We start from the raw sequence: 25,377 nt of genomic DNA, 5'->3' as shown, positions 1-25,377 counted from the left end.
GCCGCCCGGGCCCCCTGCCCCATCCGGCTGCCGCCGGCCCCCGCGTACGGGGGCGGCGGCGGTCTTCGGCAGACCCAAACCCACCCCCGATCGCGGCCGGTTTGCCCCGCGCCCGAGCACCGGCCGCCCGGTGCGATCCCCGGTCACAGGTCGGGCGAGACCTTCCAGTCGCGCAGCTTGTAGACGGTGCCGGGCCGCGGCCGCGCCTTTTCGCTGGTGTCGCGCATGCGGCGCTTGAAGGAATGGATCGGGGTCGCCCGGTCGTCGATGCGCACCTCGACCACCGAGGGGCCGTCATGGGCGAAGGCCTCGTCCAGCGCCGCGGCGATCTGGTCGGGCTTGTCGACATAGATCCCCTTCAGCCCCATGCCGCGTGCCGCCGCGGCATATCCCGGAACGACGCTCTGGCTTTCCAGCTCCGCGGACTGGACGTTCTTGAAGAAGATCTCCTGCCAAAGCTGGATCCAGCCAAGCTTGCCGTTGTTGATCACCACGTTGACGATGCGCTGGTTGTACTGCGCCTGCGTCGCCAGTTCGCCGATCGTGTAGGAGAACGCGCCGTCGCCGGCCACGGTCACGACCCGCGCGCCCTCGGGGGCCACCGCCGCCGCGCCGATCGCGCCGGGGACGGAATAGCCAAGCCCCCCCTGCCCGCGCGCGAAGACGAACTGTCGCCGGGTCTGCTCGGCCGGGATGTAGCCCGAGATCCAGCCCGCCGAGAACGAGGCGTCGGAGACGACGACATCGTCCTTGCCCAGCCGCTTCGCGATCTCGACCATGATCCGCGGCGGCAGGATCGGCACCTGGTCCGACGAGGTCTCGGCCAGTTTCGACGCCTCGCAGCGCGCCTTCACCTCGGCGATGCGCGCGTCCCAGTCGGGCAGCGTGCCGGCCCGGCTGTCGCCGAGCGCCGCGTCGAGCGCGGTGATCACCTCGCGCACGTCGCCCAGCAGCGGGACGGTCGGGCGGAAGGTGCGGCCATGTTCGAGCGGGTCGAAATCGATGGTGATTGTTGCCTGGTCCGGCTTGGGCAGCGTCCAGTTCATGCCGGTGTTCTGGCTGACCTTGGAGCCGCACCAGATGATCAGGTCGGCCTCCTGGATCAGCTCGATCGCCGCCTCGGAGCCCAGCGGGTTCAGCACGCCCGCGGCATAGGCGCGGGTTTCGGGGACCGACCCCTTGCCCGAGAGCGAGGTCACGACCAGCCCGCCCAGACGGTCGGCGAAGGCGGTCACCTCGGCCGCCGCGTCCGAGCCGTGGACGCCGCCGCCGCAGACGAGCGCCGGGCGCTTGGCCTTCCTGATCAGCGCCGCCGCGTCCCTGATCGCGCTGACCGGCGCGGCGGAACGCAGGTAGGGCATCCGGCGCGTGCGGTCATCGACCCGCACCGGCATCGCCTGCGGATCCCAGTCGGCGTCGAAGATGTCATGCGGGATGATGAGCGCGACGGGGCCGGGCCGGGGCGCGGTGGCGATGCGGAAGGCGGTGCGCACCAGTTCCGGCAGGGCCGCGACCGAGGGCACGAGGAACGCCTCTTTCGAGCAGGACTGGAAGAACGACAGCTGGTCGAAGCCTTGGCTCGCGATGCCCTTCTCCTTCAGCGGCATCCAGTCGAGCGGCAGCTCTCCGATGATGCCGATCATCGGGATCGAGGCGTTCAGCGCCTCGAGGAAGCCCGCGGGCAGCAGGTTCGCGCCGGGGCCCACGGTCACGTCGCAGATGCCGGGCTTGCCGGTCAGCCGCGCATAGGCATCGGCGGCATAGGCGGCATTGCGTTCGTCGCGCATCAGGATGTGGCGGATGCGGTCGGTGCGGCGCGAGATGCCGTCGTGCAGGGCCGTGGTCTGCCCGCCGGGCATGCCGAACACGTATTCCACGCCCGACTGCGCCAGCATCTCGGCCAGCATGTCGCCGATATGGGGTTTGGTCTCGGTCAGCGGCTGGTTTGCGGAAAGCGGGCCGTCCATCGTCATACTCCTGCATCGCGGGACCGGCGCCTGGCATGCGCGGCGGTCGGGGTTGGGTCGGGCCGACGCCTTGCGCATCGGCCCGGGGGTTGGATCAGCCCTGCTGCCAGGACTTGATCAGCTGGTCGTAGGGAATGGTCTCGGGGGCCGGATCCTCGTTATCGAGCTTGGCGACCGGGGCGCCGGGCGCGTCGAGCCATTCCTGCGGATCCTTCTCCTCGTTCAGTTTCGGGCCGAGATCGCCCTGCACCCCGGCCCGTTCGAGCCGCGCCAGGACCTTCTCCTGCTCGGCGCAGAGGCCATCGAGGGCTTCCTGCGCGCTCTTCTCGCCCGAGAGCGCATCGCCGATGTTCTGCCACCACAGCTGCGCCAGCTTCGGATAGTCCGGGATGTTGGTGCCGGTGGGCGACCATTGCAGGCGGGCGGGCGAGCGGTAGAACTCGACTAGGCCGCCCAGCATCGGCGCGCGCTTGGTGAAGCTGTCGTGGTTGATCGTGCTTTCGCGGATGAAGGTCAGGCCGGTGTGGCTTTTCTTCACGTCCACGGTCTTCGAGGTGACGAACTGCGCGTAAAGCCAGGCGGCCTGCGCGCGGTCGACCGGGGTCGACTTCATCAGCGTCCAGGAGCCTGCGTCCTGGTAGCCGACCTTCATGCCGTCCTTCCAGTAGGCGCCGTGCGGGCTGGGCGCCATCCGCCACTTCGGGGTGCCGTCCGCGTTCATCACCGCGGTGCCGGGCTTGACCATGTCGGCGGTGAAGACGGTGTACCAGAACATCTGCTGGGCCACGTCGCCCTGCGCGGGCACCGGGCCGGCCTCGGAGAAGGTCATCCCCATCGCCGCGGGGGGCGAGTACTTGTGCAGCCAGTCGATCGCCTTCTCGATCGCGTAGACCGCCGCCGCATCGTTGGTCGCCCCGCCGCGCGCCACGCAGGACCCGACCGGCTGCGACTGCTCGTTGACGCGGATGCCCCATTCGTCGACCGGCAGGCCGTTGGGTTCGCCCACGTCGCCCATGCCCGCCATCGACATCCAGGCGTCGGTGTAGCGCCAGCCAAGGCTCGGGTCCTTCTTGCCATAGTCCATGTTGCCATAGACCTTGGCCGGCCCGTCCATGTAGCTCATGTCGCGGCCGGTGAAGAACTCGGCGATGTCCTCGTAGGCGGACCAGTTCAGCGGCACGCCCAGCTCATAGCCGTACTTGGCCTGGAAATCGGCCTTGGTCTTCTCGTCGCTGAACCAGTCGTTGCGGAACCAGTAGAGGTTGGCGAACTGCTGGTCGGGCAGCTGGTACAGCTTGCCGTCCGGCCCGGTGGTGAACTTGATGCCGACGAAATCCTCGAGGTCGAGGCCGGGGTTGGTCACCGCCTTGCCGTCGGTCTCCATCCATTCGGTCAGGTTGCGCGCCTGCTGATAGCGCCAGTGGGTGCCGATCAGGTCGCTGTCGTTGATGTAGGCGTCATAGATGTTCTCGCCCGACTGCATCTGGGTCTGCAGCTTCTCGACCACGTCGCCCTCGCCGATCAGGTCGTGGGTCAGCTTGATGCCGGTGATCGCGGTGAAGGCGGGGGCCAGCACCTTGGATTCGTATTCATGGGTCGCGATGGTTTCGGACACCACCTTGATCTCCATCCCCGCATAGGGCTTGGCGGCGTCGACGAACCACTGCATCTCGGCCTCCTGATCCGCACGCGACAGCGTCGACAGATCGCCGATCTCGGCATCCAGGAAGGCCTTGGCCGCCTCCATGTCCGCCCAGGCCGGAGCGCCGAGTGCCGTGAGCGCAAGCGCCATCGCACTCGTCATCAGACGAAGTTTCATTGCTTCCTCCCAATTGGTTTTTGGTCGTCACGTCGGCCCGGGGTCCGGCCCGCCTCCATTCGGGCCGGACATCGGGTCTATCCCGGCTAGACCCAGCGGAAGACCGCCGCGGCATAGACGAGGCAGAGAGCCAGCGCGCCCCAGAGCGGCGCGCCGAAGAAGAATAGCCAGCCAAGGCACAGGAAGGCCGAGCCGAGAAGGCTGATGAACAGCCGATCGCCGCGCGTGGTCTCGATCCGCAGCACGCCAAGCCGCGGCGCTTCGGGATGGCGGATCGCGAGCAGGGTGAAGAGGATCAGCAGGCAGGCGATGCTCCAGAAGAACAGCGCGACCGGGAAGGTCCAGGCCATCCAGCCGCCGTCGATCATCGGGGCGAGCCAGTCGAACCGGCCGCCGGGGCGCGGCGTGGCGGCGATCAGGCCGCCCAGCACGGCGAGCATCGCCGCACCGGTGGTCAGGTAGATCGTGGTCCAGCGTGCAGCGGTCATCTTCGCCCCCTCACACCCGGCCCAGGGCGAAGCCCTTGGCGATGTAGTTGCGCACGAACCAGATCACGAGCGCGCCGGGGATGATGGTCAGCACCCCCGCCGCGGCGAGCGTCCCGTAATCGAGCCCCGTGGCCGAGGAGGTCCGCGTCATCGCGACCCCGATGGTCTTGACGTCGACCGAGGTCAGCGTGCGGCTGATCAGCAGGTCCACCCAGGAGAACATGAAGCAGAAGAAGGCCGCGACCCCGACCCCGCTCGCGATCAGCGGCAGGAAGATCTTGAGGAAGAACCGCGGGAAGCTGTAGCCGTCGATATAGGCGGTCTCGTCGATCTCGCGCGGCACGCCGCGCATGAACCCCTCGAGGATCCAGACCGCCAGCGGCACGTTGAACAGGCAGTGCGCCAGCGCCACCGCGATGTGGGTGTCGAACAGCCCGACCGAGGAATAGAGCTGGAAGAACGGCAGCGCGAAGACGGCCGGGGGCGCCATGCGGTTCGTCAGCAGCCAGAAGAACAGGTGCTTGTCGCCCATGAAGCTGTAGCGGCTGAAGGCATAGGCGGCGGGCAGCGCGGCACAGATCGAGATCACGGTGTTCATCACCACGTAGATCAGCGAGTTGACGTAGCCCATGTACCAGGTGCTGTCGCCGAAGATCTTGGCGTAGTTCTCGAGCGTCGGCTCCGCCGGGATCAGGTTCACCGTCCCCATGATCTCGTAGTTGCCCTTGAAGCTCATGTTCACGAGCCAGTAGATCGGGATCAGCAGGAACAGCAGGTAGGCGATCAGCACGGTGCGCGAGACGTAAGTGCGCAGGCCCGCGCGGCCCCTGGTCCGCCTGCGCGCGGCGGATCCGGCCATCGCGCCGATGGAGGCGGCGGTCATTCGAAATCCTCCTCTTTGTCGAGCGTGGTCATGACGGTGTAGAACACCCAGCTGACCAGCAGGATCACCAGGAAATACATCAGCGAGAACGCGGCGGCGGGGCCGAGGTCGAACTGTCCGATCGCCATCTTCACCAGGTCGATCGACAGGAAGGTGGTGGCCGATCCCGGGCCGCCGCCGGTGACGACGAAGGGCTCGGTGTAGATCATGAAGCTGTCCATGAACCGCAGCAGCACCGCGATCAGCAGCACGCCCTTCATCTTCGGCAGTTCGATGTAGCGGAAGACCGACCAGCGGCTGGCCTGGTCGATGCGGCCGGCCTGGTAATAGGCCTCGGGGATCGACTGCAGGCCCGCATAGCACAGCAGCACGACGAGCGATGTCCAGTGCCAGACGTCCATGACGACGACGACGATCCAGGCATGCAGCGGCGACTGGCCGATGTTGAACGGGATCCCCATCGCCGCGAGCGAGGCGCCCATCAGGCCGATGTCGATGCGCGCGAAGACCTGCCAGATGGTGCCGACCACGTTCCACGGGATCAGCAGCGGCAGCGCCAGCAGCACGAGGCAGGTGCTGGCCCAGACGCCGCGCTTGGGCAGGGTCAGCGCGATGGCGATGCCAAGCGGGATCTCGATGGCAAGGATGATGCCCGAGAACATCAGTTGGCGCCACAGCGCGGAATGCATCCGGCTGGAATGCAGCACCTCCTCGAACCATTCGAAGCCGGCCCAGAAGAATTGGTTGTCGCCGAAGGTGTCGTTGAAGGCGTAGTTGACCACCGTCATCAGCGGGATCACCGCCGAGAAGGCCACGAGCACCAGCACCGGCAGCACCAGAAGCCAGGCCTTGTTGTTCTGGGTCTTCTCCATCAGGCGAACCTCCGTTCGGCCTGCGCGGCCTGTGCCGAGACCGGCGCCGCGCGCCAGTCGTCGCGGTAGATGCAGATGCGGGCGGGATCGAAGACCGCCCGGGTCTGCCCGGCGGCGAGCGGCGCCCCCTCGGGCAGCAGCGCCGCGATCTCGGCCCCGGTCTCCACAACGGCGCGCACGATCCGGTGCCGGCCGACATCCTCGACCCGGCGGATCGTGACCGGCAGTCCGCCAGCCTCGGCCAGGGTCACGAATTCCGGCCGGATGCCAAGCTGCACGGTCCCGGGCTCCAGCCGGTAGACCGCTCCCAGCGGGATCTCCCACGACCCGATCCGGGCGCGGTCGCCCGTCACCGCGGCCTCGATCAGGTTCATCCCCGGCGAACCGATGAAATAGCCCACGAAGGTATGCGCCGGCGCCAGGAACAGCTCTTCGGGCGTGCCGATCTGGACCACGCGGCCGTCGTGCATCACCACGACCTTGTCGGCGAAGGTCATCGCCTCGGTCTGGTCGTGGGTCACGTAGATCATCGTGTGGCGGAATTCGCGGTGCAGCTGCTTCAGCTGGGTGCGCAGCTCCCATTTCATGTGCGGATCGATCACCGTCAGCGGCTCGTCGAAGAGGATCGCGTTCACGTCCTCGCGCACCATCCCGCGGCCCAGGCTGATCTTCTGCTTGGCATCCGCCGTCAGCCCCCGCGCGCGGCGGCCGAGATTGGCCTCCATCCCGATCATCCGCGCGATCTGGTCGACGCGCGCCCGCACATAGGCCGCGTCCATCCCGCGGTTGCGCAGCGGAAAGGCCAGGTTCTCGCGCACGGTCATCGTGTCGTAGACGACGGGGAACTGGAACACCTGGGCGATGTTGCGCTCGGCCGTCGGCGCATCGGTCACGTCCTGGTCGCCGAACAGCACCCGGCCCTGGCTGGGGCGCCTGAGGCCGGAGATGATGTTGAGAAGCGTGGTCTTGCCGCAGCCCGAGGCGCCCAGCAGCGCATAGGCGCCGCCGTCGTCCCAGACGTAGTCCATGGTCTTCAGCGCGAAGTCCTGCTCGCCCCGCGGATGCGAGATGTAGCTGTGCGCCAGGTTCGAGAGCGTGATCCTTGCCATGTGTCGTCCCCCCCTCAGGCCGCTGCCGCATAGGCGGCCTGCGCCGCCAGCGCGCCCGAGGGCGCGAACAGGTAGACATGCGCCGGGTCGAGCGAGACCGTCACCTGCGTCTCTGGCGCGAGGTTCTGCACCCCCTCGACCAGCCCGACCCAGCGGTCCGCGCCATAGCGCAGGTGCAGGAAGCTGGCCGAGCCGGTGATCTCGGTCACGGCCACGCGGCAGGGGAAGGACAGGGCGCCGCCCTGCCCCAGGTGCAGGTGGTTGGCGCGGAACCCGGCCAGGTACGCGCCGTCCGGCAGGGCCGCGAAGCGCCCCGTGGCGCCGAACCCCGCCCCGTCCGCGCCGAAGCTGACGCGATTGCCGCGCTTGGTGCAGCGGGTAAAGTTCATCGGCGGATCGCTGAAGACGCGCGCGGTCACCGTGTCCTGCGGCTGGCGGTAGACGTCCGTGGTCGGACCGAACTGGGTGACGCGGCCCTCCCACAGGGTCGCGGTGTTGCCGCCCAGCAGCAGCGCCTCTTCGGGCTCGGTCGTGGCGTAGACGAAGATCGCGCCGGACGCCTCGAAGATCCTTGGGATCTCGGCGCGAAGTTCTTCGCGCAGCTTGTAGTCCAGGTTGGCGAGCGGCTCGTCCAGCAGCACCAGCCCCGCCCCCTTCACCAGCGCCCGCGCCAGCGCGCAGCGCTGCTGCTGCCCGCCCGACAGCTCCAGCGGCTTGCGCTCCAGCATCGGCGTCAGCTTCAGCATCTCGCAGGTGGCGCGGACCGCGCGGTCGATCTCGGCCCGGTCCTTGCCCATGATCCTGAGCGGCGAGGCGATGTTGTCGTAGACCGTCATCGCCGGGTAGTTGATGAACTGCTGGTAGACCATCGCCACCTGCCGGTCCTGCACCCGCCGGCCGGTCACGTCCTGCCCGTCCCACAGGATCCGCCCCTCGGTCGGCACGTCGAGCCCCGCCATCATCCGCATGAGCGAGGTCTTCCCCGCCAGCGTCGGCCCCAGAAGCACGTTCATCGTCGCGCGCTGCAGGGTCAGATCCGTGGGATGCAGGTGCACCTGTCCCTTCACGCGCCGCCCGGCGCCGCGCAGCTCAAGCATGAAGACCTCCCGTGCCCGGCGGCGGCGCGGCCCAGGCCCCGGCCAGCGCGTGGCTGACCGCCAGGTAGCGGTCGTATTTCGCCCGGTGCGGGGCGCCGCGCGCGCGCTGCACCTCGTGCCGGCGCGACACCCGCGCCATGGCCTTGATCGCGGCGTTCAGCGTCGAATAGGCGCCGATGCCGCGCGCGGCGCAGATCGCGACGCCCAGCGCGCCCAGCTCGGACGCCTCGGGCACCTCGACCGGCAGGCCGAGGATGTCGGCGAACATGCCCGACCAGATCTCGCTGCGGGCGGCACCGCCCGCGAGGCGGATCACCCTGGGCCGCGCCGCGTCGTTGCCCGACAGCAGGCGATCGATGTCGACCTTGTGGGCGAAGACGATCCCCTCGAACACGGCCAGCATGATGTCGTCGAAATCATAGTCCGCGGTCATCCCCAGAAGCCCGGCCGGCGCACCTTCGGGGCCGCCGAAGAGATAGGGGAAGAACAGCGCCTCGCGCGGGTGGCCCACGCGGCGGCTGACGGCGGTGTTCACGGTCTCGTAGATGTCGTTGGCCAGCCCCGCCGGCGGAGTGCCGCCCTGGGTCAGGATGTTCTTCACCAGCCATTCCAGGTTGCTGGCCGAAGTCGCGGCGCCCTCGGTCGCAAGATAGCCGCCCAGCGGGAAGGGCATCTGCAGGAAGGGCGCAAGGCTCAGGCGCGGCTCGGCATGCAGGGTCGAGTTGATGCTGAACGTGCCCGCGACGATGCTCATCTGCCGGGCCTCGGTCACGCCCGAGGCCAGCGCGGCGGCCGTCACGTCGACCACGCCGCGCACGACCGGCGTGCCCTCCAGCAAGCCGGTCTGCGCCGCGGCCTCGGCCGTGACCCGGCCGACGATCTCTTCGGCGGGACCGATCCGCGGCAGCTTCGGGATCCAGCCCTCGAGCCCCGCGAGCCGCAGCGCCTCGGTCGAATACTGCCCCGTGGTCACGTCGATGAGCCCGGCGATGCCGCCGTCGGTCGGATCGGTCGACCGGTCGCCGCACAGCCGCAGCCGCAGGAAGTCCTTGCAGAACAGCACCCGGTCGGCCCGCGCCATCACCTGCGGCTCTTCGCGCTGCAGCCACGCCAGCAGCACCAGCGACTGGCCCGGCCAGATCCGCTGCTGGATCATCGGCTCGATCCGGTGCGCAAGGCCCGAGCGGTACCACTCGGTCACCAGGCCCATGCCGCGGCTGTCGGTCGAGACGATCCCCGGACGGACCACCGCCCCCTCGGCATCCACGAGGTAAAGCCCGCTGCCGTAGCCCGCACAGCTGATCGCGACGACATCGCCGGGCGCGGTGCCCGAGATCTCCAGCACTTCCTGGATCGCGGCGGCGGCGGCCTGCCACATGCGGTCGGGATCGCGTTCGGTATGGCCCGGGGCCGGAAACTCCATGACGTTCTTGCGCCGTGCGCAGGCAAGCTCTCGCCCCTGCAGATCGAACAGCGCAGCCTTCGTCATGGTGCCACCGGCGTCGATGCCGATCACACAGTCTGCCATATGTCCCCCCTGTCGTCGGGCCCCGAGTCTCTCCTCCCTCGGCACGCCAACTTGTAGTGATAAGTTGAGGCTAGCCGATCGCCACATTCTGTCAAGAAATCAATCACAGGGCGACAATCAGCGGAAAGTGCTACATAAATCTACCATGCAAGTGCAGAAAGCGGCACTCGCAGCCGCAGAAAGCATGGCCGATTTCCAACTTGTAATTACCAGTTGCCGAATCTGGTCCCCCGCAGCACTCTTTGCCAAGGGATGGCCGGACGGGCTGGGGAGGACTGACATGCGCTCACGCGAGGAGCTGATCGCGCAGCTGCGCACCGGTGACGTGCCACCGGTGCTGATCATCGGCGGCGGCATCAACGGGGTCGGCACCTACCGCGACCTGGCCGCCCAGGGCGTGCCGGCGCTGCTGGTCGAGGCGGGGGATTTCGCCTCGGGCACCAGTTCGGCGCCGTCGCGGCTGATCCATGGCGGCCTGCGCTATCTCGAAACCGGCGAGGCCGCGCTGGTGCGCGAGTCGCTGACCGAACGCAACCTGCTTCTCAAGAACGCCTGCCACGTCGTCCATCCCCAGCCCTGCTGGGTGCCCCTGCGCAGCTGGCTGGGCGGCACGGCGGGGGCGGTGCTGCGGTTCCTCAAGCTGCGGCGCACGCCGGGACGCAAGGGCGCGGTGCCGGTGAAGATCGGGCTGATGCTGTACGACCGGTTCGGCACGGCGCACCAGACCATGCCCGGCCACCGCCTGCTGACCGCCCGGCAGGCGCGCGGCGAGGTCACGGGCCTTGCCCCCGACATCCGCGCGGTGGCCGAATACCACGACGCCCGCATCACCCACCCGGAGCGGCTGGTGATGGAGCTTGTGGCCGATGCCGAGGCCGACTGCCCGAAGGCGATGGCGCTGAACTACCTCAGGGCCGGCGCGCAGACCGGCGGCCGGATCACGCTGACCTGCCAGATCACCGGCGAGCGGTTCGAGATCGCCCCGCGCATCGTCGTCAACGCGACCGGTGCCTGGGTGGACGAGGTGCAGGGCGGCTTCGGCTTCAACGCGCCGCTGATGGGCGGCACCCGCGGCTCGCACCTCGTGATCCGGCGCGCCGACATCGCCGCGGCGCTTGGCGACAAGATGCTGTATTTCGAGACCGACGATCACCGCGCCTGCCTGATCTACCGGATGGAGGGCGACCGGCTGCTGCTGGGCACCACCGACATCCGCGCCGACGACCCCGGCGACCGCCAATGCACCGAGGCCGAGATCGACTATCTGTTCGAGGTGCTGCGCCCGATCCTGCCCGGCTTCCGGCTGCACAGGTCCGACGTGGTCTTCGCCTTCGCCGGCGTCCGCCCGCTGCCGCGTCAGGACGTGGCCGCGACCGGCGCGATCAGCCGCGACCACAAGCTGGTCGAATTCGCCCCGACGCCCGAGCGCCCCTTCGACCTGCTGACGCTCGTGGGCGGGAAGTGGACCACCTATCGCGTCTGCGCCGAACAGATCGCTGACGCGGTGCTGCAGCGGCTGGGCCGCAAGCGCCAGCGCACCACCGAGGCGCTGGCCATCGGCGGGGCGCAGGGCCTGCCCTTCGCGCCGGCCGCCCGCGAAAGCTGGGCGCGTCAGGTCGCCCGCGACGCGCAGCTGCCCGAGCAGCGCGCCGCGGCGCTGACCGCGCGTTATGGCAGCCGCGCCCGCGCGGTGGCCGCCGCGGAAGCCGGCCCGCAGGCGCCCGGCCCGCTCACCGACTATTCCGCCGCCGAGATCGGGCTGATCTGCCGCGACGAGCGGGTGGCGCGGCTGGAAGACATCGTGCTGCGCCGCACGCTGATCGGTTTCGAGGGTGACCTGCCCGAAGGCGCGCTCGCGCGGCTTGCCGCGATTGCGGGCGATGCGCTCGGCTGGGACGACAGCCGGCGGGCGGAAGAACAAGGCAGCACTTCCAATTTGTTGCGGACACGCCATCTGATGACTATCGCATGACGGGATGCGGGCCAGGCCGCCGGCGGGTGGCAGATCCAGGGAGCAGCGGGTGCAGGGTGGACGCGAAGCGACGGGGGCGGTGACGTTCGACGAGGCGCTGGGGCGGCGGCTGAAGCCGACGCGCCGCGAGGTCTCGGCCCCGCTCTGGGCGCAGGTCAAGGCCTCGCTCACCGCGCTGATCCAGCAGGACGGCCTGCAGGAACATGCCCGCCTGCCGTCCGAGGCCGAGCTGTGCGAACGCTTCAACGTCTCGCGCACGGTGGTGCGCGAGGCCATGTCGCAGATGGTGCACGAACGGCTGATCTACCGGCTGCAGGGCAAGGGCGCCTTCGTCGCCGGGCGCCGGGACGAACAGGATTTCGTCGGCACCACCATCGGCTTCAGCGGCGAGCTGGCCGAGCGGCGCAAGGCCGTCACCCGCCGGGTCCTGCGCCAGGAGGTGGCGCTGCCCACCCCGCGCATCGCCAAGCTGATGCGGATCTCCGAGGACACGGCGCTCGTCTGCATCGACCGGGTGCTGTCGGTCGAAGGGCATCCGCGGATGATCGTGCGCTGGGCGATGCTCGAGGCACTGGTGCCGGGCCTGCAGGACGTGACGATGGAGAACCGGTCGCTTTACGACACGGTCGGGCGCCAGTACGGCGTGCGGCTGGCCAAGGCCGACCGCTGGATCGAGGCCGTGTCGATCCCGGCCGACGAGGCCGCGCTGCTCGAGGTGGCCCCGGGCACCTCGGTGCTCGGGATCGAAAGCGTCGCGCAGAACCCGGCCGGGCAGATCGTCGAATACTACACCGCGCGGTACCTGACCGACCATTCGCGGCTGCATTTCACGGTGTCGAGCCCCGGCCTCTGAGCGCCCCGGTCGGAACAGCCGGGTGGTTCCCCTGATCAGCTTCGCGCGGCTGCGGCCCGGTCTCGCCCCGCCGGGGGCGCGGCTGCGGCCCGCCGCACCGGCGCGACCTCAGCCGCCGAAGGCGCCGCGCGATCCGCCGGTGGCGCCGAAGCCGCCGCGCGAGGCCAGCGCCGCGCGCGTCATCGGCGGCTTGCCCGCCGTCGCGGCGGGCCGGGCGAACTGGCTGCTCGCCAGCTGGCCGCGGCCGGTGTTCGACGAATAGGCCGTGGTGCCCGAGGCATTGGTGAAGCGCCCGTCGGGCGTGCGATAGAGCGGTTGCGCCGCCGCCATCCCCCGGTTCCCGCCCAGCATCGAGCCGATCAGGTAGCCCGCGATCAGCGGCATGAAGATCGACCCGCCACCGGATCCGGTCGCCTGCTGTTCCGAGCCGCAGTTGCCCACGCCGTGCTCTTCCTCGCAAAGCTGCTGGCTTTCATAGCGCGGCGCCGCCTCGGCATGCAGCGCCTGCGCCTCGGCAAAGGCGGTCTCGCAGTCCGAGGACGAGATCACGCCCCCCGCCTCGGCTGCGGCCTTGCACGAGGCGAGATCGGGGAAGGCCTCTGCCTCGACGGTCTCGTCACGGCAGCCGGCGAGCGCGAAGGCCGTAGCCCCCAGGATCGACAGCGCGACGGCGCGCGACCGCTTGCGCCGGACCGGGGGGGTGGCGGCGGCGGTTTCGGCGCGGGGGGCGGATCGGGTCATCTCGGGTCTCCCGTCTGTCATCTGATGTAATGCGGCTTGAAGCGCGAAAGATCCTGGGTGATGCGGCCGCGATCCTCGCGGATGCCGAGGCCGACGCAGGCCTCGCCGACGACCCAGGCGCCCAGCACCGGGCGGAAGCCGTCCATCACCGGCAGCGGGTGATAGGCCTGCACGATGCGGGGATGCCCGCCATAGCCGCCGTCGGGCGATGCCTCGGTCTCCTGCCCGTTCTCGACGATGCGGATGCCGGCCCCCTCGCGCGAGAACAGCGGCTTTTCGACCATGCCGCGCGCCAGCGCCGCCTCGGCCCGCTTCACGGCGGGGCCGTTCAGCACCACCTCGTCGGCGAAGAACGCGGGCAGCAGGTTGGGGTGGCCCTCGAACATCCGCCACAGGATCGGCAGCAGGCCCTTGTTCGACACGACCGCCTTCCACGCCGGCTCCAGCATTTGGCAGTTGGCGGTGGCGAGGTGGCGCGCATAGTCGTCGCGCAGCAGGTCCTCCCAGGGGTAGAGCTTGAACAGCGTGCCGATCACCCGGTCCTGGTCATCGAGGAACTGCCCCTCGTCCGACAGGCCGATCTTTTCCAGGTCGCAGTAATGCGCGCCAAGGCCCGCCTCGCGCGCGGCCCAGCCCATGCATTCGACGGTGGCATAATCCTCGGGATTGCCGCCGACGGCGGTGAAGTGCAGGTCGGTGTCGGGCGCGAACAGGCCGCGGAAGCGCTCGACCAGCGCCTCGTGAAGACCGTTGAACTGGTCGGCGCCCTCGGGCAGCACGCCCGCGGCGATCTGGTCCTCGAGCCAGGACCACTGGAACGAGGCGCTTTCGTACAGCGAGGTCGGCGTGTCGGCGTTGTATTCCAGAAGCTTGGCGTCGCCGGTGCCGTCCCAGGCCAGATCGAAGCGGCCATAGATCTCGGGCTCGCCCCGGTGCCAGCTGTCGGCGACAAGGCCGCGATGCGCCTCGGGGATGCCCAGCCGGGCCATCAACCCGTCGTTCGACACCACCTCGGCCACGGCCTCGCGGACCATGGCGTGCAGCGCGGTGGCGGGATCCTCGATCCCGCCCTCGATCTCGTCGAGGCTGAATTCGTAGGCGGAGCTTTCGTCCCAGTAGGGTTCGCCGTGCATGTCGGCGAAGGTGAACCCCAGCTCCTCGGCCCGGGCGCGCCAGCCGGCACGCTCGGGCAGGTCGATCTTGCGCATTCGTCCTCCCGCTTTGCGCCCGAGGTAGGGTGCCCGGCCGCCCGCCACCAGAGGCGGCGGGAAATAAGCGCGGGTGCGTGGGCCGGTCGCAACAACCCCGGCGCGGGATCAGCGCAGGTAGCGTTCCACCAGCCGGGCCCAGAGCGCGGCGCCGGTGGTCAGGCTGTCGTCGGCGAAGTCGTAGCCGGGGCTGTGCAGCATCGCCGAGGCCAGCCCGTTGCCCAGCCGCAGGAAGGCGCCCGGCTTGTGCGCGAGGTAGAAGGCGAAATCCTCGGAGCCCGGGATCAGCGGGCAGGTCTGCACCCTGTCGGCGCCGACCAGCTCGCGCGCGACCTCGGTCGCGAAGGCGTTCTCGGCCTCGGTGTTGCACACGACCGGGTAGCCCGCGTCATAGGTGATCTCGACGCTGGCGCCGAAGCCCTCGGCGACCGAGGTCGTCAGCCGCGTGATCCGCTCTTTCAGCAGTGCGCGAACCTCGGGCTCGAAGCTGCGGATCGACAGGGCGAATGTCGCGGTGGCAGGGATGACGTTGACCGCCTCGCCGGCGTGGATCGTGCCGGTGGTCACCACGGCGGCTTTGGTCGGGTCGACGCTGCGCGATACCACCGTCTGCAGCGCGACGACGATCTGGCAGGCCACCACGACCGGGTCCACCGTCAGGTGCGGCCGCGAGGCGTGGCCGCCCTTGCCGTGCACGGTGATGAAGGCGGTGTCGCCGGCGGCCATCATCGGGCCCGGGCGGGTCAGGATCGTGCCCTCGGGCGCGCCGGGATGGTTGTGCAGGCCGTAGATCACGTCGAAGGGAAAGCGCTCGAACAGCCCGTCGGCGATCATCCGCAGCGCGCCGGAATCCTTGGCGGATTCCTCGGCCGGCTGGAAGATCAGCGTGACGGTGCCGTCGAAGCGGCGGGTGGCCGCGAGATGCTCGGCCGCGCCCAGAAGCACGGTGGTGTGCCCGTCATGGCCGCAGGCATGCATGACGCCCGGTGTCTTCGAGGCATGGGCGGCGCCGGTCGCCTCGGTGATCGGCAGCGCGTCCATGTCGGCGCGGATCGCGATGCTGCCGCTGCCGGTGCCCACGGTCATCCGCGCGACGACCCCGTGTCCGCCGACGTTGCGGGTGACCTCGTAGCCCCAGGCCTCAAGCCTGGCGGCGACGTATGCCGCCGTCTCGGCCTCGTAGTGCGACAGTTCGGGGTGCTGGTGCAGGTGACGACGGATCGCGGTCAGCGCGTCCTTCTTCGCCTCGAAATCCTCGACCCGGGCGAAGGCATTGTCTTTGGGCATGGTCAGTCCTGGCGGCCGGAGGGCCTGAAAAGGGACGGGCCGCGCAGGGCGCGGCCCGGGATGTCAGATGAAGCGCGCGAGGAAGCTCTGGGTGCGGGGATGCCGGGGGGTGACCAGCACCTCTTCGGGCGTGCCCTGTTCGACGATCACGCCGCCGTCCATGAACACCACCCGGTCCGCGGCCTCGCGGGCAAAGCCGATCTCGTGGGTGACGACGATCATCGTCAGCCCCTGTTTCGCCAGGTCCTTCATGGTGGCGAGCACCTCGCCCACCAGTTCGGGGTCCAGCGCCGAGGTCGGTTCGTCGAACAGCATCAGCTTGGGGCGCACGGCGAGCGCGCGGGCGATCGCCACCCGCTGCTGCTGTCCGCCGGAAAGCTGGCGGGGATAGGCGTTTTCCTTGTCCGTCAGGCCCACGCGGTTGAGAAGCTCGCGCGCATGGGCGACGGCAGCGGCCTTCGGCTCGCCGTGGATGCCCACCGGCGCCTCGATGATGTTCTGCAGCACGGTCATGTGCGGGTAGAGGTTGAAGCTCTGGAACACCATGCCGATGCCGCGGCGCTGTTTCGCCACGCCGTTCGGCGACAGCCTGACCAGCCGGTCGCCCTTCAGCTGATAGCCGATCTGCTGGCCGTCGACGACGATCGCCCCCTTCTGGATCTCTTCCAGGTGGTTGATGCAGCGCAGGAAGGTCGACTTGCCCGACCCCGAGGGGCCGAGGATCACCACGACCTCGCCCGGGGTCACGTCGAGGTCGATGCCCTTGAGCACCTGTAGGTCGTCATAGGCCTTGTGGACGTTGCGGGCCCGAACGATGGCTTCCATCAGACATCTCCTGCCGGCTGGACGGTGCGGTTGCGGCGGTCGCTGCGGCCGTAATAGCGTTCGATCCAGCCCTGGCCGAGGTTTAGCACCGAGGTGATGATCAGGTACCAGAACACCGCGACCAGCAGCATCGGCACGATCTCGAACGTGCGGTTGTAGATCGACTGCACGGCATAGAGCAGGTCCGACATCGCGATGACCGAGACGAGCGAGGTCGCCTTGACCATCGAGATCAGCTGGTTGCCGGTCGGCGGCACGATCGAGCGCATCGCCTGCGGGATCACGATCCGGCGCAGGGCGCGGCCACGGGTCATGCCGAAGGCCGAGGCGGTTTCCGCCTGGCCGCGATCGACCGACAGCAGGCCCCCGCGGATGATCTCGGCCATGTAGGCGGCCTCGTTCAGCGCAAGGCCGAGGACGGCGGCGGTCAGGGGCGTGATGACGCTGTTGGTGTCCCAGCCGCCGATCGAGGGGCCGAAGGGCAGCCCGATCGACAGCGTCGGGAACAGCGTCGACATGTTGTACCAGAAGATCAGCTGCACCAGCAGCGGCGTGCCGCGGAAGAACCAGACGTAGAGACCGGCGAGCGTCTGCGACAGCCGGTTGTCGGACATCTTCATCACCGCGACCAGCAGGCCGATCGCCGTGCCCAGCACCATGCCGACGACGGTCAGCCCCAGCGAGGTGCCGAGGCCGCGGATGACTTCGCGGTCGAAGAAATACGCGCCGATGACCGGCCAGCCGAAGTTCGGATTGTTGGCGCAGATCCAGGCGAAGTCGGCCGCGATCAGCAGCACGACCGCCCAGAGCACCAGCCTGGTGACCGGGAACGGCACATGCGCGCCGGCCACGTCACGGAACTCCCCGCCGCCCGAAGGCGACGGGGTCTGGCGCAGGGCCTCGCTCATTTCGGGATCACCCCGCCGAGGTTGATGCCCGGCTGCGCGAGCATGTTGTTCTCGAGGCCCCATTTCTTCATGATCGCGGCATAGGTGCCGTTGGCCTGCAGCTCTTTGATCGCGTCAAGCAGGACCGGGCCCAGGTCCGATCCCTTCGGAACGACCGCACCCTGATAGAGGCTGTCGAAGCCGTTCTTCTCACCGACGCCGCTCAGTTCCAGCTGGCCGTTGGCCTGGCTGACGAAATAGGTCAGCGGCGCCTGCGACGAGAAGAAGGCATCGGCGCGGTTCGAGCGCACGGCGAGGATCGACGAGGGCTGGTCGGTGTAGGACTGCACCGTCACCGCGTCCTTGCCATCGGCGACGCACTTGTCGCTTTGCGCGTTGATCACCCGCTCGGCCGAGCCGCCGGCCATGACCGAGATCCGGGTGCCGCAGGCGGTGTCGAGCGAGACGATGCCCTTGGGGTTGCCCGCCTTCACCGCGAAGACCACGTATTCCTGCACCCAGTCGACGAAGTCGTTGGCTTCCTCGCGCGACTTGAAGTCGCCGATCGGGCCGAAGGCGAACTGGTAGCGGCCCGAGTTCACCCCGGTCAGCAGCGCCGGCAGGCCGCCCACCGTCTCATGCTCGATCTCGACACCCAGCAGCTTTTCCAGCGCGTCGGTCAGGTCGGCCGAGGCGCCGGTCATGTGGTCCCCCTCGACGATCTCGTAGGGAGGGAACGAGCCGTTGTTGACCGAGATCATCTTGCCCGCGGTCTTCACCGCCTCGGGCAGGCGGTCGTGCAGCGCCTGGTCCATCCTGATCTCGGGCGCCGCGTCCTGGGCCAGGGCGCCGGTCGCCAGCACGGTGCCGGCCAGAAGAAGGGATGCGAAGGTCTTCATGGGGTATGTCCTGTCAGAATGGGTCAGACGAAGCGCGGGAACAGGTCCGCCACGCTCAGCTGCCGGGGGGCGATGCCCTGAACGTGCAGTTCTCGGGCGAAGTCGTTGATCATCTTCTCGTTGGCGGCCAGGCCGCTGTCCGTCCAACCTGCCGGCAGGTCCTGCTTGCACCGGCGCAACTCGTCGAACATCCACGGAGTGGTCTCCGCGTATTTCTGCCGCTTCTCGTCCCAGATCAGCTGCGAGCGGTCGATCATCGCCGAGAGCTCCTCCATCACCCAGGGGTGCGCCTCGACGATCTCGGACTTGATGCCGATCAGGTGCATGCCGGGGACATAGCCAACCTCGTCGAGATAGGCCTTCTCGGCGGCGCGGAAGTCCTGCTGCACCTGGCGCATGCCGCTGTCCGGGGCGAAGAAGCCCGCCGGCATGAAGGGGGTGAAGACGGCGTCGAGGAAGCCTTCCTTCAGCAGTTCGACCATCGGGCGCTCGCCCGGGCAGGCCTCGATCCGGCCGGGGCGGCCGAAGCCGTCGAGGCGGTCGGTCACGGGATGCGCCTCGGTCAGGCGGCCCGCGTACCAGAAGGCATCCTCGACCCCCACCCCGTCGCGGGCGACCACGGCGCGGGTCCAGGTGTTGCCGGAATCACGCCAGCCGGTGACGCCGATCCGTGCGCCCTTCAGCGCCGCGAACGAGGTCGGGCCGTCGGTGCGGGTGATGACGCAGCGGTTGCGGAAGCCGCGCATGATGAAGTTCGGGATGCCGGTGACGCTGTCATCGCCGTCGAGCCGCATCTGCGTGTAGCGGCTGAACGACATCTCGGCGGCGTCGTGGTCGGGGTCGCGGCCGATGTGGCCGACCAGCGTGCCGACGCGGTCGACCTCGACCTTCAGCCGGTCCGAGGTGACCTCGCCGAGGACCAGCGGGGTCATGTAGTCCCAGTCGCGCAGGGCGAGGCGGAGGGTGAGGGTCATGGGCAACTGCTTTCGCTGAACATTCCGGGGCCCGTCGTAGAATGATCAGAATTGACCATCCAAACGTTATTACGATACTGAACATTTATAGCGCCGAGGGACCATGCCTGAACCGATCACCGCCGCCTGGTTTGCCGAAAAAATAGGCGACCGTTCCGCCATCGGCCTGTCGCTGGAAACCCGGGCCTTGATTCGTGCGGGCGCCCTGCCGGTGGGCACCCGACTGCCGCCGGTGCGCGACCTGGCGCTGGAGCTGGGGGTGAGCCCGGCCACGGTCTCGGCCGCCTGGACGGACCTGCGCCGGCTGGGGATCCTGTCGGGGCGGGGCCGCAGCGGCATGTGGGTGACGGGCGAGCGCACGATGACGGCGCCGACGCGGTTCGCGAGCATCGGCAACTTCGGCGCGGGCGCGCTCGACCTGTCGCTGGCGGTGCCGGACCGGGCGCTGCTGCCGCCGCTGGCCGCGGCGCTGGCGCATGGCGCGGGCGCGGCGGGGCTGAACAGCTATGTCCGCGAGCCGATCCTGCCCGAGCTGGCCGAGGCGCTGGCGCCGACCTGGCCCTCTGCGCCCGAGGCGATGCTGGCCACCAACGGCGGCTACAGTGCCGTCTATACCGTGCTGCAGGCGCTGTCGCTGACCGGGGCGCGGGTCGCGGTCGAGGATCCGACCGCGATCCGCCATCTCGACATCCTCGAGAACATCGGCGCGATCATCCTGCCGGTGGCCTGCGACGACGAGGGGCCGCTGCCCGGCGCGCTTGCCGCGGCGCTGGCGCAGCGCCCGGTGCTGTTCCTGTACCAGCCGCGGCTGAACTCGGTCACCGGGCGCACGCTGTCGCCGGCGCGGATGGCGGCGCTTGGCGAGCTTCTCGCGGACACCGACACGCTGGTGCTGGAGGATGACGGCCTGGGCGACCTGGCTGCGGTGCCGCCGCAGTCGCTGGGCGCGCGCTTTCCCGACCGGGTGATTCACGTGCTGTCCTTCGCCAAGACGCTGGGGCCGGACCTGCGGCTGGCGGTGCTGTCGGGCCCGGCCGACATCGTCGCGCAGGTGAAGGCCTATCGCAGCTTCTCCTCGGGCTGGACCAGCCGGATCCTGCAGGGGGCCGCCGCCTGGCTGCTGCGCGATCCCGCGACGCGCGACATCGTCGTCACCGCGCGCGAGACCTATGCCGCGCGCAACGCCGCGCTCGAGGCGGCCGGGCGGGCGGCGGGGCTCGACCACGGGTTCGGCACCGGGCTGTCGGCCTGGGTGCCCGTCGCCTCGGAGAGCTTCGCGATGGTGACGCTGGCCGCGCGAAACATCGCCGTCGGCCCCGGCCAGCGCCACAGCCTGCGGCAGGTGTCGGCGATCCGCATGGGCAGCGGCCTGGTCGCGGGCGATTACGAACGCATCGCCGAGGCGCTGGCCCTGGCCGCGCGCGACGGCTGAAGCGCGGGTTATGGCGCGGAAAGCATTAATCTATTGGCGCGCGGCGGTTGTCGCCCCTAGGCTTCGTCAAAACGACTCCATCGCCAGGGAAGACGCATGAAGACCATCAAGTGCTCGTTCGGGATCGACATCGACTCGGTTGCCGGCTGGATCGGGTCCTATGGCGGCGGCGACAGCCCGTCGGACATCCAGCGCGGGGTCTTCGCGACCGAGGTCGGCGTGCCGCGCCTGCTGCGCCTGTTCAAGCGCTATGGCATGACCAACACCTTCTTCATCCCGGGCCATTCGCTGGAAAGCTTCCCGCGCGAGATGGAGATGATCCTGAAGGACGGCCACGAGATCGGCGCGCACGGCTATCTGCACGAGAACCCGATCGCGATGACCGCGCAGCAGGAAGAGGACGTGCTGGCCAAGTCGATCGAACTGATCGAGGGCCTGTCGGGCCAGAAGCCGCGCGGCTATGTCGCGCCTTGGTGGGAGATGTCACAAAACACCATCCCGCTGCTGAAGAAATACGGCTTCACCTACGATCACAGCCAGGGCTACCGCGACTTCGTGCCGTTCTACGCGCGCGAGGGCGACAGCTGGACCACGATCGACTACACCCAGTCCGCCAGCCACTGGATGAAGCCGATGGTGCACGGGCGCGAGATCGACCTCGTGGACATCGGCGCCAACTGGTATGTCGACGACCTGCCGCCGATGATGTTCATCAAGGCCTCGCCCAACAGCCACGGCTTCGTCAATCCGCGCGACATTGAGGACATGTGGAAGGCGCAGTTCGACTGGGTCTACCGCGAGATGGACTATGCCACCTTCTGCTTCACCATCCACCCCGACGTCGCCGGGCGCCCGCAGGTGCTGATGATGCTCGAGCGGCTGATCGAGCACATCAACACCCATTCCGGCGTGGAATGGACCACCTTCGAGAAGATCGCCGAGGATTTCCGCGCCCGCTTCCCGTTCGAGGGCGCCGCGCGGCCCGAGGTGATCTGACCGGGCGGGAGGCGCGCCATGTGTTCCGGATGCGGCTATCCGACCCTTGCCGGGCACTGGGCCGATGCCGCCGACACCACCGCGCCCGAGCGCATCGCCCGCCGCCAGGCGCGCGCGCGGCTGCTGGCGGCCGCGCTCGCGCCCTGGCGGATCGGGGTCACGGCCTCGATGGTCTCGCCCGAGCTGGTGCTGGCCCGGCCCGACGGCGCCCGCGCGATCTGCCGCACGCTTGACGAGGTCTGGCTGGCGCTCGAGCGCTGGCGCGTGCCCTACGATCCGCTGGCCGCGGCATGAGCGGGGCGGGCGAGGGCGATGGGCGGCTGGGCCTGCGCATCCTTGGCGGGTTTCTGGGCGCGGGAAAGTCGACCTGGCTGCGCCATCACCTGCATGATCACCCCACCCCGCCGGTCGTGGTGCTGAACGAGATGGGGGCGGTGCCGGTCGATGGCCGGCTGCTGCACCGCGCGGCGGCGCTGCATGTCGTGGCGGGCGGCTGCGCCTGCTGCACCCGGCGCGAGGCGCTGATCGGGACCCTGCGCGCCATCTGCAACGACCGCACCCGCGCCGGCGACGCTAGCGCCGCAAGCGGCACGCTGATCCTCGAGACCAGCGGCATCGCCCAGCCCGCGGCGATCGCGGGCGCGATCCTCGTCGACCCGGTGCTGTCGCGGCACCTGCGGATCGAGGCCATCACGGTCGTGGTCGACGGCGCCGAGGGCGCGGCGCGGCTTGCCGGCGATCCGCTGGCGCGCCGGCAGCTGGAGGCCGCGCACGAGGTGGTGATCAGCCGTCTCGACGCCGCGGCGCCGCAGGCGCTGGCGGACACGCTGGCGATGGTGCGCAGGCTTGCCCCCGCGGCGCCGGTCACGGCCGCCAGCTTCGGTGCGGCGATGCCCCTGCCCGATCTGCCGCCGCCCGGCCCTGCGCCGGCGCTCGGGGCCGACGAGCGCGAGATCGTCTCGGTCGTGCTGCCGCTGGGCGACGGGCCGGGCGATACCGGCGACTGGACCGCCTTCGGCCTGTTCCTCTCGGCGCTGCTGCACCGGCATGGACAATCGATCTTCCGTGCCAAGGGCGTGGTGGCGACGCCGCGGGGGCGGCTGCTGCTGCAGGCGGTGTCGGGCCATGTGCAGCCGCCCGAGCTTTTGCCCGAGGGGGTGGCCGCGGATGACAACCGCGTCGTGCTGATCGGCCATGTCGACCGGCCCGAGGCGATCGCCGCCGCCTGGGCGGCGATGCGCGCGGGCTAGGCCGCGGCTCAGGCCGGCACGGCGGCCTTGCGGTTCGCCGCGAGCCGCGCCGCGTAATCGAGCGCCGACAGCATGTTGACGTGCTTGGCCAGCCCCTTGCCGGCAATGTCGAAGGCGGTGCCGTGATCGACCGAGGTGCGGTCGATCGGCAGGCCCAGCGAGACGTTCACCGCGCTGTCGAACGCCACCAGCTTGATCGGGATGTGGCCCTGGTCATGGTACTGCGCGATCACGAGGTCGAAGGCGCCGGAATAGGCGCGGTAATAGACCGTGTCGGCCGAGATCGGGCCGGTGACGTTGATGCCCTCGGCCTGCGCCCGTTCGACGCCCGGACGGATCGCGTCGTCATCCTCGGTGCCGAACAGGCCGTTCTCGCCGCAGTGCGGGTTGATGCCGGCGACGGCGATGCGCGGGTTTTCATAGCCCATGCGCTTGAGATGCTCGTGCCCGGTGCGGATCGTCGCCAGCACGCGCTCTGGCGTGGCGCGGGTGATCGCGGTGGCGAGCGAGACATGGGTCGAGACGTGGATCACCTTCAGCCGTTCGGAGGCGAGCAGCATCCACGAGGACTTGGAGCCGGTGAGATGCGCGAGCATGCCGGTATGGCCGTCATAGTGGTGGCCGGCGGCATTGAGCGCCTCCTTGTTGATTGGCGCGGTGACGATGCCGGCGGCGGCGCCGGATTGCGACAGTCGCACCGCGCGCTCGATATAGCGGAAGCATGCCTCGCCGCAGGCGGGGTCGAGCACGCCGAACCGGCCCGGCAGGCCCGCGACCTCGATATGGTCGATGGCGAGCGATCCGGCACGCCCGGTGGCGCCGAAATCGTGGAAATCGAGAGTGACACCGCAGGCGGCGCGGGCGCGCTCGAGCGTGTCGCGGTCGCCGATCACGACGAAGCCTGCGCGCGCCTCGGGCGGCAGATCGGCCAGCGCCTTCACCGTCACCTCGGCGCCGACGCCGGACGGATCGCCCATGGTGATCGCGATCGGGGGACGTTCAGTCATCTGCATCTCCTCCTGTGACGGGTCCATTGAAGACCCGAGTCAGAACAAGTTGTCAACCGCCATCGTGCGGGCCATCACCGCAGGCAATCCCTGTTATTTCGGGATTTGGCGCGGTCTGCTGCGGAAATTCCCGTTCCGCCGTCGCGTCTTGACTTTACATCTTTACGACGCTCGCGCACGATTTGCCCGGGAGGATCCGCCATGAAGCTGATGATCGTTGCAGACGACCTGACCGGCGCGCTGGACAGCGCCGCGCCCTTCGCGATGGCGGGGCTGCGCACCGAGGTGCTGCGCCGCGTCGCGGGGCCGGTGACGGTCGATCCGGCGGTCGAGGTGCTGGCGATCAGCACCGGGTCGCGCGACGGCACGCCCGAGGCGGCGGCGCAGAAGGTCGCGGCGGTGCTGGACGCGCTGCCCGGGCTGCCGGCGCTGGTGATGAAGAAGGTCGACTCGCGCCTCAAGGGACATCTGGCGATCGAGACCGCGCTGCTGGCGCGGCGGGCGGGGCGCGAGCGCCTGCTGGTGCTGCCCGCGATCCCCGAGCTTGGCCGCGTCGTGGCCGCGGGCGCGGTGGACGGTCGCGGCGTCGACCGGCCGATCCCGGTCGCGCCGCGGTTCGCGCCGCTCAACATCGTCGCGCCCGATTGCGCCACGGATGCCGACCTGGATGCAGCGCTCGCGGCCGGGCCGCTCGGGGACCGGCTGATGGTGGGGGCGCGCGGCCTGTCGCAGGCGCTGGCACGGCGGATCGGCGGGGCCGCCACGGCCCCTGCGCCCCGGCTGGCCGCCCCGTTCCGGATGGCGATCGGGTCGCGCGACCCGATCACGCTGGCGCAGGTCGCGGCGCTGGACGGGATCGTGGCCGAGCCCGCGCCCGACGGCGCGGTGGCGCCCGAGGATGCCGGCGGCGCGGTGACGCTGGTGCAGATGACCGCCGGCGCAACGCCCTGCCCGGCGCCGGTCGCCGGCAGCCGTTTCGCTCGCGGGGTCGCCGCGCGGCTGCGGGCGGCGCCGCCCGCGACGCTTCTCGCCTGCGGAGGCGAGACCGCGGACGCGCTGCTGGCCGAGCTGGCGATCGACCGCCTGCACCTGGCGGGCGACATCCTGCCCGGTGTGCCCCTGGCCTTCGCCCGCCTGGGCGACAGGCCGCTGGCGATCCTGACCAAGTCCGGCGGCTTTGGCGACGTGGACAGTTTGCGGCGGCTCGTCGCGATGGTTAGGAAGGACAGCGGCAGCGCCGGGACCAGCCTGCCCGTCGGAGCCACGACGTGACGCAGGAGAGA

General features: G+C 69.6%; 23 protein-coding genes. 7 read left to right on the top strand and 16 right to left on the bottom strand.

The genetic code is table 11. The features are described from left to right. Positions 1–143 precede the first annotated feature (143 nt). The 8 genes from V8J39_RS16845 to V8J39_RS16810 all read right to left on the bottom strand — a co-directional run bounded on the left by V8J39_RS16845 (position 144) and on the right by V8J39_RS16810 (position 9,763). Entirely contained in the window at positions 144–1,967 is a 1,824-nt protein-coding gene (locus tag V8J39_RS16845) for a thiamine pyrophosphate-binding protein (RefSeq protein WP_336462109.1), read from the bottom strand. 94 nt (positions 1,968–2,061) lie between these two features. Beyond that, positions 2,062–3,786 carry an ABC transporter substrate-binding protein gene (locus V8J39_RS16840; RefSeq protein ID WP_336462108.1) on the bottom strand — a complete coding sequence of 575 codons (1,725 nt, stop codon included), beginning with the start codon at positions 3,784–3,786 and terminating at the stop codon, positions 2,062–2,064. An 86-nt stretch (positions 3,787–3,872) separates the two neighbouring features. Next, a complete protein-coding gene (locus tag V8J39_RS16835) occupies positions 3,873–4,274 on the bottom strand; it encodes a DUF2160 domain-containing protein (RefSeq protein ID WP_336462107.1) in 402 nt (133 codons plus the stop codon). 10 nt (positions 4,275–4,284) lie between these two features. After that, positions 4,285–5,157, bottom strand: coding sequence for a carbohydrate ABC transporter permease (locus V8J39_RS16830; protein WP_336462106.1), 873 nt, complete (start codon positions 5,155–5,157; stop codon positions 4,285–4,287). Further along, positions 5,154–6,029: a carbohydrate ABC transporter permease gene (locus tag V8J39_RS16825; RefSeq protein ID WP_336462105.1), complete on the bottom strand. Its 876-nt coding sequence runs from the start codon at positions 6,027–6,029 to the stop codon at positions 5,154–5,156. Before V8J39_RS16825 ends, V8J39_RS16830 begins: the two co-directional genes overlap by 4 nt. Continuing rightward, entirely contained in the window at positions 6,029–7,138 is a 1,110-nt protein-coding gene (locus V8J39_RS16820; protein ID WP_336462104.1) for an ABC transporter ATP-binding protein, read from the bottom strand. Before V8J39_RS16820 ends, V8J39_RS16825 begins: the two co-directional genes overlap by 1 nt. 14 nt (positions 7,139–7,152) lie before the next feature. Continuing rightward, a complete protein-coding gene (locus V8J39_RS16815) occupies positions 7,153–8,235 on the bottom strand; it encodes an ABC transporter ATP-binding protein (protein ID WP_336462103.1) in 1,083 nt (360 codons plus the stop codon). Then, the gene (locus V8J39_RS16810; protein WP_336462102.1) at positions 8,228–9,763 is read right to left on the bottom strand and encodes an FGGY-family carbohydrate kinase; all 1,536 of its coding nucleotides are present in this window, start codon (positions 9,761–9,763) and stop codon (positions 8,228–8,230) included. The genes V8J39_RS16815 and V8J39_RS16810 overlap by 8 nt, the downstream gene beginning before the upstream one ends. Before the next feature lie 280 nt (positions 9,764–10,043). Between V8J39_RS16810 and V8J39_RS16805 the strand changes: the two genes are divergently transcribed. Together V8J39_RS16805 and V8J39_RS16800 are read left to right on the top strand one after the other, a co-directional pair. Beyond that, a complete protein-coding gene (locus V8J39_RS16805; protein ID WP_336462101.1) occupies positions 10,044–11,735 on the top strand; it encodes a glycerol-3-phosphate dehydrogenase/oxidase in 1,692 nt (563 codons plus the stop codon). A 49-nt stretch (positions 11,736–11,784) separates the two neighbouring features. Continuing rightward, on the top strand, positions 11,785–12,588 hold the full coding sequence (locus tag V8J39_RS16800) for a GntR family transcriptional regulator (RefSeq protein WP_336462100.1): 804 nt from the start codon (positions 11,785–11,787) through the stop codon (positions 12,586–12,588). Positions 12,589–12,696: 108 nt separating this feature from the next. On the opposite strand, the gene V8J39_RS16795 is transcribed toward V8J39_RS16800, so the two are convergent. The 7 genes from V8J39_RS16795 to V8J39_RS16765 all read right to left on the bottom strand — a co-directional run bounded on the left by V8J39_RS16795 (position 12,697) and on the right by V8J39_RS16765 (position 19,409). Further along, positions 12,697–13,329: a DUF1190 domain-containing protein gene (locus tag V8J39_RS16795; protein WP_336462099.1), complete on the bottom strand. Its 633-nt coding sequence runs from the start codon at positions 13,327–13,329 to the stop codon at positions 12,697–12,699. Between the two features lie 17 nt (positions 13,330–13,346). Next, positions 13,347–14,537 (bottom strand): glutathionylspermidine synthase family protein, encoded by a 1,191-nt coding sequence (locus tag V8J39_RS16790; protein WP_336462098.1) that lies wholly within the window; start codon positions 14,535–14,537, stop codon positions 13,347–13,349. Positions 14,538–14,645: 108 nt separating this feature from the next. Continuing rightward, a complete protein-coding gene (locus V8J39_RS16785; protein ID WP_336462097.1) occupies positions 14,646–15,824 on the bottom strand; it encodes a M20 aminoacylase family protein in 1,179 nt (392 codons plus the stop codon). Between the two features lie 63 nt (positions 15,825–15,887). Further along, positions 15,888–16,649 carry an amino acid ABC transporter ATP-binding protein gene (locus tag V8J39_RS16780; RefSeq protein ID WP_336462096.1) on the bottom strand — a complete coding sequence of 254 codons (762 nt, stop codon included), beginning with the start codon at positions 16,647–16,649 and terminating at the stop codon, positions 15,888–15,890. Further along, positions 16,649–17,557, bottom strand: coding sequence for an amino acid ABC transporter permease (locus V8J39_RS16775; RefSeq protein WP_336462095.1), 909 nt, complete (start codon positions 17,555–17,557; stop codon positions 16,649–16,651). The genes V8J39_RS16780 and V8J39_RS16775 overlap by 1 nt, the downstream gene beginning before the upstream one ends. Then, positions 17,554–18,435 (bottom strand): ABC transporter substrate-binding protein, encoded by an 882-nt coding sequence (locus V8J39_RS16770; RefSeq protein WP_336462094.1) that lies wholly within the window; start codon positions 18,433–18,435, stop codon positions 17,554–17,556. The genes V8J39_RS16775 and V8J39_RS16770 overlap by 4 nt, the downstream gene beginning before the upstream one ends. Before the next feature lie 23 nt (positions 18,436–18,458). Further along, positions 18,459–19,409: a nitrate ABC transporter substrate-binding protein gene (locus tag V8J39_RS16765; RefSeq protein ID WP_336462093.1), complete on the bottom strand. Its 951-nt coding sequence runs from the start codon at positions 19,407–19,409 to the stop codon at positions 18,459–18,461. Between the two features lie 103 nt (positions 19,410–19,512). Between V8J39_RS16765 and V8J39_RS16760 the strand changes: the two genes are divergently transcribed. The 4 genes from V8J39_RS16760 to V8J39_RS16745 all read left to right on the top strand — a co-directional run bounded on the left by V8J39_RS16760 (position 19,513) and on the right by V8J39_RS16745 (position 23,087). Then, positions 19,513–20,841, top strand: coding sequence for a PLP-dependent aminotransferase family protein (locus tag V8J39_RS16760; protein ID WP_336462092.1), 1,329 nt, complete (start codon positions 19,513–19,515; stop codon positions 20,839–20,841). Between the two features lie 96 nt (positions 20,842–20,937). Further along, positions 20,938–21,837, top strand: coding sequence for a polysaccharide deacetylase family protein (locus V8J39_RS16755; protein ID WP_336462091.1), 900 nt, complete (start codon positions 20,938–20,940; stop codon positions 21,835–21,837). An 18-nt stretch (positions 21,838–21,855) separates the two neighbouring features. Further along, entirely contained in the window at positions 21,856–22,131 is a 276-nt protein-coding gene (locus V8J39_RS16750) for a hypothetical protein (RefSeq protein ID WP_336462090.1), read from the top strand. Beyond that, a complete protein-coding gene (locus V8J39_RS16745) occupies positions 22,128–23,087 on the top strand; it encodes a CobW family GTP-binding protein (RefSeq protein ID WP_336462089.1) in 960 nt (319 codons plus the stop codon). Before V8J39_RS16750 ends, V8J39_RS16745 begins: the two co-directional genes overlap by 4 nt. 8 nt (positions 23,088–23,095) lie before the next feature. Here the strand turns inward: V8J39_RS16745 and pdxA are convergent, their stop codons facing one another. Then, entirely contained in the window at positions 23,096–24,094 is a 999-nt protein-coding gene (pdxA, locus tag V8J39_RS16740; protein WP_336462088.1) for a 4-hydroxythreonine-4-phosphate dehydrogenase PdxA, read from the bottom strand. Positions 24,095–24,295: 201 nt separating this feature from the next. Between pdxA and V8J39_RS16735 the strand changes: the two genes are divergently transcribed. Next, entirely contained in the window at positions 24,296–25,366 is a 1,071-nt protein-coding gene (locus V8J39_RS16735; RefSeq protein ID WP_336462087.1) for a four-carbon acid sugar kinase family protein, read from the top strand. Positions 25,367–25,377: the final 11 nt, after the last annotated feature.

The organism is Frigidibacter sp. MR17.24 (assembly GCF_037095655.1).
Classification (GTDB): domain Bacteria; phylum Pseudomonadota; class Alphaproteobacteria; order Rhodobacterales; family Rhodobacteraceae; genus Frigidibacter.
The sequence above is the reverse complement of the archived record's forward strand: the minus strand, read 5'-3'. Positions and strand labels throughout refer to the sequence as shown.

What these genes read in the sequence shown, in the direction of transcription:
- V8J39_RS16785 (WP_336462097.1), bottom strand. Translation starts at nt 15,824, where the DNA reads ATGCCCAAAGACAATGCCTTCGCCCGGGTCGAGGATTTCGAGGCGAAG.
- V8J39_RS16830 (WP_336462106.1), bottom strand. Translation starts at nt 5,157, where the DNA reads ATGACCGCCGCCTCCATCGGCGCGATGGCCGGATCCGCCGCGCGCAGG.
- V8J39_RS16735 (WP_336462087.1), top strand. Translation starts at nt 24,296, where the DNA reads ATGAAGCTGATGATCGTTGCAGACGACCTGACCGGCGCGCTGGACAGC.
- V8J39_RS16750 (WP_336462090.1), top strand. Translation starts at nt 21,856, where the DNA reads ATGTGTTCCGGATGCGGCTATCCGACCCTTGCCGGGCACTGGGCCGAT.
- V8J39_RS16845 (WP_336462109.1), bottom strand. Translation starts at nt 1,967, where the DNA reads ATGGACGGCCCGCTTTCCGCAAACCAGCCGCTGACCGAGACCAAACCC.
- V8J39_RS16810 (WP_336462102.1), bottom strand. Translation starts at nt 9,763, where the DNA reads ATGGCAGACTGTGTGATCGGCATCGACGCCGGTGGCACCATGACGAAG.
- V8J39_RS16775 (WP_336462095.1), bottom strand. Translation starts at nt 17,557, where the DNA reads ATGAGCGAGGCCCTGCGCCAGACCCCGTCGCCTTCGGGCGGCGGGGAG.
- V8J39_RS16805 (WP_336462101.1), top strand. Translation starts at nt 10,044, where the DNA reads ATGCGCTCACGCGAGGAGCTGATCGCGCAGCTGCGCACCGGTGACGTG.
- V8J39_RS16815 (WP_336462103.1), bottom strand. Translation starts at nt 8,235, where the DNA reads ATGCTTGAGCTGCGCGGCGCCGGGCGGCGCGTGAAGGGACAGGTGCAC.
- V8J39_RS16790 (WP_336462098.1), bottom strand. Translation starts at nt 14,537, where the DNA reads ATGCGCAAGATCGACCTGCCCGAGCGTGCCGGCTGGCGCGCCCGGGCC.
- V8J39_RS16770 (WP_336462094.1), bottom strand. Translation starts at nt 18,435, where the DNA reads ATGAAGACCTTCGCATCCCTTCTTCTGGCCGGCACCGTGCTGGCGACC.
- V8J39_RS16835 (WP_336462107.1), bottom strand. Translation starts at nt 4,274, where the DNA reads ATGACCGCTGCACGCTGGACCACGATCTACCTGACCACCGGTGCGGCG.
- V8J39_RS16840 (WP_336462108.1), bottom strand. Translation starts at nt 3,786, where the DNA reads ATGAAACTTCGTCTGATGACGAGTGCGATGGCGCTTGCGCTCACGGCA.
- pdxA (WP_336462088.1), bottom strand. Translation starts at nt 24,094, where the DNA reads ATGACTGAACGTCCCCCGATCGCGATCACCATGGGCGATCCGTCCGGC.
- V8J39_RS16755 (WP_336462091.1), top strand. Translation starts at nt 20,938, where the DNA reads ATGAAGACCATCAAGTGCTCGTTCGGGATCGACATCGACTCGGTTGCC.
- V8J39_RS16760 (WP_336462092.1), top strand. Translation starts at nt 19,513, where the DNA reads ATGCCTGAACCGATCACCGCCGCCTGGTTTGCCGAAAAAATAGGCGAC.
- V8J39_RS16820 (WP_336462104.1), bottom strand. Translation starts at nt 7,138, where the DNA reads ATGGCAAGGATCACGCTCTCGAACCTGGCGCACAGCTACATCTCGCAT.
- V8J39_RS16795 (WP_336462099.1), bottom strand. Translation starts at nt 13,329, where the DNA reads ATGACCCGATCCGCCCCCCGCGCCGAAACCGCCGCCGCCACCCCCCCG.
- V8J39_RS16780 (WP_336462096.1), bottom strand. Translation starts at nt 16,649, where the DNA reads ATGGAAGCCATCGTTCGGGCCCGCAACGTCCACAAGGCCTATGACGAC.
- V8J39_RS16745 (WP_336462089.1), top strand. Translation starts at nt 22,128, where the DNA reads ATGAGCGGGGCGGGCGAGGGCGATGGGCGGCTGGGCCTGCGCATCCTT.
- V8J39_RS16765 (WP_336462093.1), bottom strand. Translation starts at nt 19,409, where the DNA reads ATGACCCTCACCCTCCGCCTCGCCCTGCGCGACTGGGACTACATGACC.
- V8J39_RS16825 (WP_336462105.1), bottom strand. Translation starts at nt 6,029, where the DNA reads ATGGAGAAGACCCAGAACAACAAGGCCTGGCTTCTGGTGCTGCCGGTG.